Origin of the sequence: Nostoc sp. (genome assembly GCF_036917095.1) — a bacterium.
Taxonomy (GTDB): domain Bacteria; phylum Cyanobacteriota; class Cyanobacteriia; order Cyanobacteriales; family Nostocaceae; genus Nostoc.
Genome location: NZ_JBALFH010000050.1, coordinates 1 through 4,768, shown reverse-complemented (window position 1 = coordinate 4,768; position 4,768 = coordinate 1). Strand labels below are relative to the sequence as shown.

Here is a 4,768-nt window from a genome sequence, read left to right as displayed (position 1 = left end):
AGGTTTTATTATCACTCAAAGCCCCTTGCTCACATCATCGCTAGGGGCTTTTTGTTTTTACTGAATTTTTACTATTCAAATAAATTCCTATAACCCACATTCGGCACCTTCAACTGTCACATGTGTAAATACTTCATGTACATATGAATTAAAAAGCTAGGCTTTCATCAGATTATTGAGAATAGATAGTATTTATTAACTTGGAGGCCCTGGCAGAAAAGATATCTCAGCTAACGGGAGTAAAAAAATAGAGTATAATGCTTTAACAGCATAACTTTCATGTGGAAGGAACACCAATGGAAGAGACAAAAAACATCCTTTAAGATGGTAGCAAGATTAAGCTAAAAATTATTGATTCTGACTTGTAAATGCAATTTATATTCTTGCTGGTGGGTGATTGCCTATAACAACTGTTGGATAATTCCTTCCTACTCTTTGAAAATGAGTAAATAGACAGTAGCGAACTAACTGATTTTTCATTTTCATACTCACCAGACATCAATGCCAAATCCAAAAATCCTGTTAGAGCTTGACTTGATAGCCGTTAATAAAATAGGATATTAGATTGTCTGTCTAATTCCTGCTCGGATCAGGTAGACATATTACAAAAGCTGGCAAAAGCGTCTCTACACGAGATAAAAACCAGCTACCTGTACGGCAACCTCAAGGACAATTCCATGACCTACGCGATTATTGAAACTGGCGGCAAACAAATACGAGTAGAGCCAGGCCGGTTTTACGATATTGAACTGCTTGCGATCGAACCAGATGAAAAAGTTACAATAGACTCCGTATTACTCGTGCAGCACGATGGCGAAGTCACCATTGGACAGCCACTAGTGACAGGTGCGACTGTAGAAGGGACTGTAATGCGACATTACAGAGGTCGTAAAGTTCTGGTATACAAGATGAAGCCCAAAAAGAAAACCCGCAAAAAGCGGGGGCATCGTCAGGAAATTACCAGACTTATGATTGACTCCATCACCCTTAACGGCGAAGTATTTGCTTTTGAAGGAGAAACGGAGAAGGAAACCCCCGTTTTAGATGAGACTCCTACCGAAGAAGTTGAAACTGCTGCTGAATAATAATAAGAAGATACACAAGAGGAAATCATGGCTCATAAGAAAGGAACAGGTAGTACACGCAACGGTCGTGATTCTAATGCCCAACGTCTGGGTGTCAAGCGTTATGGCGGTCAAGTTGTCCGTGCAGGAAACATTCTCGTGCGTCAGCGTGGTACTAAATTCCACCCTGGTAACAATGTCGGTATTGGCAGCGATGACACTCTGTTTGCCTTAATCGACGGTGTTGTAATGTTTGAGAGAAAGGGCAAAACCCGTAAAAAAGTTAGTGTTTATTTACCCATAACTGCTGCTGAGGCAGCCCCTGCTGAGGCCGTAGCAAGTTAGAGTGTTAGGGTGGGTAACAGCCCACCCTAATTGCTAGTTAGCGATCGCATATCCCAGCAGTTGCTTAAAAGCCGCTTTGTTCCTCTGTTGCCCATAGATTAGTATCATGAGCATCAAAGCGCAGATATTCTTCAATAACAAAATATTACTTGCCCTGAAGGTAGGAAGCATCCGTCTAATTAAGTCTATGTTCCTGTAGAGGTACTTATGAGTCTGATTCTTCCCAAACGCACCCTATCCCGTCGCCGGTTACTGCAAGTATCTGGGCTTTCAGGGGTAGGCTTTCTTTTAGGTGGCTGTGGGACAAATTTGTTCTCAGATAATCTGCGGCAAATATCTGAGCCGCTAAATCAAAATCTTGAAGCACTGCTGCTAAGTCAAAAACCAGTACCGGAATTTCCTGTTAGTGCCATAGAACCAGACAAATTGCTGATTAATACCTTTGACTTTACACCGCAAATCGATCCAGCGCAGTTTCGCCTGAAGATTGATGGCGAGGTTAGTAACGCGATGCAATTGAGTATGGCAGATATTCAAAAACTTCCCTTGACTTCAATGGTAATTCGCCATGTCTGTGTTGAAGGCTGGGCTGCGATCGCTCAATGGGGAGGTGTGCGATTACGAGACTTGGTAGCACTGGTACAGCCGAAGTCAAACGTCCGTTATGTCTACTTTAAATCTGCTGATGGCTACTATGAAAGCTGGGATATTGCCTCTGCTGTACATCCCCAAACTCTCATGGCTTATCAAAAGAATGGACAACCTTTATCAGTTGATAATGGTGCGCCCATACGCCTAGCATCCCCAATTAAACTTGGCTACAAGCAAAGTAAGTGGGTAACTCAAATTACATTCGTCAGCAATTTGTTACCTCGTAAAGGCTATTGGGAGGATCAGGGCTATGAGTGGTTTGCTGGATTATAAGCGAGATAAGGGAAAAAATTTTACTTTGTCTCTTTGGAATGGAATGTTTTTTTATTTGGAAGTTCCTTACATCTCTACACTATAGAGGGATGGGGAATTATGGGAATTAGTTAAAAATCGTTTGGGAAGTGACAAAAAATCAGACACCCAATATCTGAAACTCCTTATCTAGAATTGATTTTGCCGAACTAACAAAGGACACGGGTTTTAGTCCACAAAGCACGGAAAAGTAACAGCATGACTACAGAGAATCTCAGTACCTTGCCATCATCTCCAGCCCAGACCGAATTAGAATTCATAGATTCCCCCGGTTGTCAATCAACAAGTCTGCACGATTCAGATGTACCGGAAGTGGACTTGTTTAGTCCACTGAAAATTCGAGATATTACCCTGCCTGATCGCATCGCAATGTCACCAATGTGTCAATATTCGGCAGAGAATGGATTCGCTAATGATTGGCATTTTGTCCATTTGGGAAGTCGGGCTACTGGAGGCACTCACCTGATTGTAGTCGAAGCTACAGCCGTGACAGCCCAAGGGCGAATCACCCCTGGCGATCTTGGTCTTTGGGACGACATGCACATTGAGCCACTAGCTCGCATTGTCCGCTTTCTTCGTGAGCAAGGAGCGATCGCAGGGATTCAATTAGCCCATGCTGGTCGGAAGGCGAGTTGCAATCTTCCCTGGCTGGGTGGTACACCGTTAACACCTGAACAAGGCGGTTGGCCTGTAATTGGGCCAAGCCCAATTCCGTTTCAAGAGGGCGGCCCCGTTCCCATAACCCTTGATGAGGCTGGGATTGAAGAGGTGATTGAAGCCTTCGTTGCCACAACGCAGCGTGCCGTTCAAGCGGGCTTTCAGATTATCGAAATCCACGCGGCTCATGGATATCTACTGCATTCCTTTCTTTCGCCACTAAGTAATCAACGCACAGATCGTTACGGAGGTTCGTTGGAGAACCGAATGCGTTTGTTACTGGAGGTTACAAGACGAATCCGAGAGATTCTGCCAACCGGGATGCCGCTTTTTGTGCGCCTCTCTGCTACCGACTGGGTAGAGGGAGGTTGGGATCTCAAACAGTCAGTGATATTATCCCGCGAACTAAAGGAATTAGGCGTTGATTTAATCGATGTTTCTACAGGAGGCTTAGTCCCCCATGCCAGGATTCCCGTGCAGACAGGTTATCAAGTGCCTTTTGCTGCCAAAATTCGAGAAGAGGCTGGGATTAGGACGGGGGCTGTGGGGATGATAAAGGAAGCTGAGTATGCCAACCAAGTAATTACTCGTGGATGTGCGGATTTGGTTCTCGTCGGTAGAGAAATGCTCCGCGATCCATATTGGTCGATTCATGCGCGTTCCCATTTGGATGAGGAACCAAACTGGGCTTTGCCTTACGGCTATGCTGTTAAACAACGGAGACAAGGGAAATAAATTTAAACAGCAAGTATTGCGATCGCAATGGTAAAGTTTGAGATTGCTAAAGTGCGATCGCAATTAACTTGTGTTTAACCACAGATAATAAGTAGATGGAGCTAAAAGACTCATTAACGGAGTTCAAAGACTCTTTAATGGAGTTCAGAGCCTCTTTAATGGAGTTCAAAGACTCTTTAATGGAGTTCAGAGGCTCATTAATGGAGCTAAAAGGCTCATTAAGTAGACAAACAAAAAGATTTACAGTTATTGCGATCGCACCCTTCGCAAAGCATATCGTAGAGAAGTAGTTTTAGGGGTTGCGATCGCACTATTTTACTTCACTGCATTTGCAATGACATTGTGTAATTAATTATGTTGCCTACTTATGAGACTAAAATTTGAATCCCAGGCGGGTAATGCAGCCGGTGCAGATTACCTAAATTACTGAAACCAACGAGAGACAAAAGCAACCATTCTCCTGAATCAAGGCTGACGATTCCGCCGCAAGTCTTCCAGATTCTTACGAATGGTTACTGTATTGGGATGATTTGCCCCCAACCCTTGTTCAGCGATCGCCGAAGCTTCGATGTACAAAGCTTCGGCATCGCTGTATCTTCCCTGTGATTTGTATAGGGATGCCAAATTGTTCAGGCTAGTTGCCACAGAGGGGTGTTCATCCCCCAGCAGGCGTTTTCTCATCGCCAAAGCTTCGATATACAAAGGTTCAGCATCGCTGTAACTTCCCTGTGAATCATAGAGGAATGCCAAATTGTTCAGGCTAGTTGCCACAGAGGGGTGTTCATCCCCCAGCAGACGTTTTGTCATCGCCAAAGCTTCGATATACAAAGGTTCGGCATCGCTGTATCTTCCCTGTGAATCATAGAGGAATGCCAAATTGTTCAGGCTATTTGCTATATCGGGGTGTTTATCCCCCAGCAGACGTTTTGTCATCGCCAAAGCTTCGATATACAAAGGTTCGGCATCGCTGTATCTTCCCTGTGAATCATAGAGGAATGCCAAAT

5 protein-coding genes are annotated in these 4,768 nt (G+C 44.2%); 4 read left to right on the top strand and 1 reads right to left on the bottom strand.

Features of this window, described 5'->3' with window-relative positions:
* Window positions 1-677: 677 nt before the first annotated feature.
* The 4 genes from rplU (at window position 678) to V7L01_RS30530 (ending at window position 3,764) form a co-directional block, all read left to right on the top strand.
* Window positions 678-1,085, top strand: coding sequence for a 50S ribosomal protein L21 (rplU, locus tag V7L01_RS30545; protein WP_109008243.1), 408 nt, complete (start codon window positions 678-680; stop codon window positions 1,083-1,085).
* Between the two features lie 27 nt (window positions 1,086-1,112).
* On the top strand, window positions 1,113-1,409 hold the full coding sequence (gene rpmA / locus V7L01_RS30540) for a 50S ribosomal protein L27 (protein WP_099099325.1): 297 nt from the start codon (window positions 1,113-1,115) through the stop codon (window positions 1,407-1,409).
* 207 nt (window positions 1,410-1,616) lie between these two features.
* Window positions 1,617-2,333, top strand: coding sequence for a molybdopterin-dependent oxidoreductase (locus V7L01_RS30535; protein ID WP_335041589.1), 717 nt, complete (start codon window positions 1,617-1,619; stop codon window positions 2,331-2,333).
* 237 nt (window positions 2,334-2,570) lie between these two features.
* The gene (locus tag V7L01_RS30530; RefSeq protein ID WP_335041588.1) at window positions 2,571-3,764 is read left to right on the top strand and encodes an NADH:flavin oxidoreductase/NADH oxidase; all 1,194 of its coding nucleotides are present in this window, start codon (window positions 2,571-2,573) and stop codon (window positions 3,762-3,764) included.
* A 465-nt stretch (window positions 3,765-4,229) separates the two neighbouring features.
* Here V7L01_RS30530 and V7L01_RS30525 read toward each other — a convergent pair.
* A partial coding sequence (locus V7L01_RS30525) for a tetratricopeptide repeat-containing protein (RefSeq protein WP_335041586.1) occupies window positions 4,230-4,768 on the bottom strand: 539 nt, incomplete at its 5' end.

Excerpts from the sequence above, each read along its gene's own strand:
- rplU (WP_109008243.1), top strand. The coding sequence starts at position 678 with ATGACCTACGCGATTATTGAAACTGGCGGCAAACAAATACGAGTAGAG.
- rpmA (WP_099099325.1), top strand. The coding sequence starts at position 1,113 with ATGGCTCATAAGAAAGGAACAGGTAGTACACGCAACGGTCGTGATTCT.
- V7L01_RS30535 (WP_335041589.1), top strand. The coding sequence starts at position 1,617 with ATGAGTCTGATTCTTCCCAAACGCACCCTATCCCGTCGCCGGTTACTG.
- V7L01_RS30530 (WP_335041588.1), top strand. The coding sequence starts at position 2,571 with ATGACTACAGAGAATCTCAGTACCTTGCCATCATCTCCAGCCCAGACC.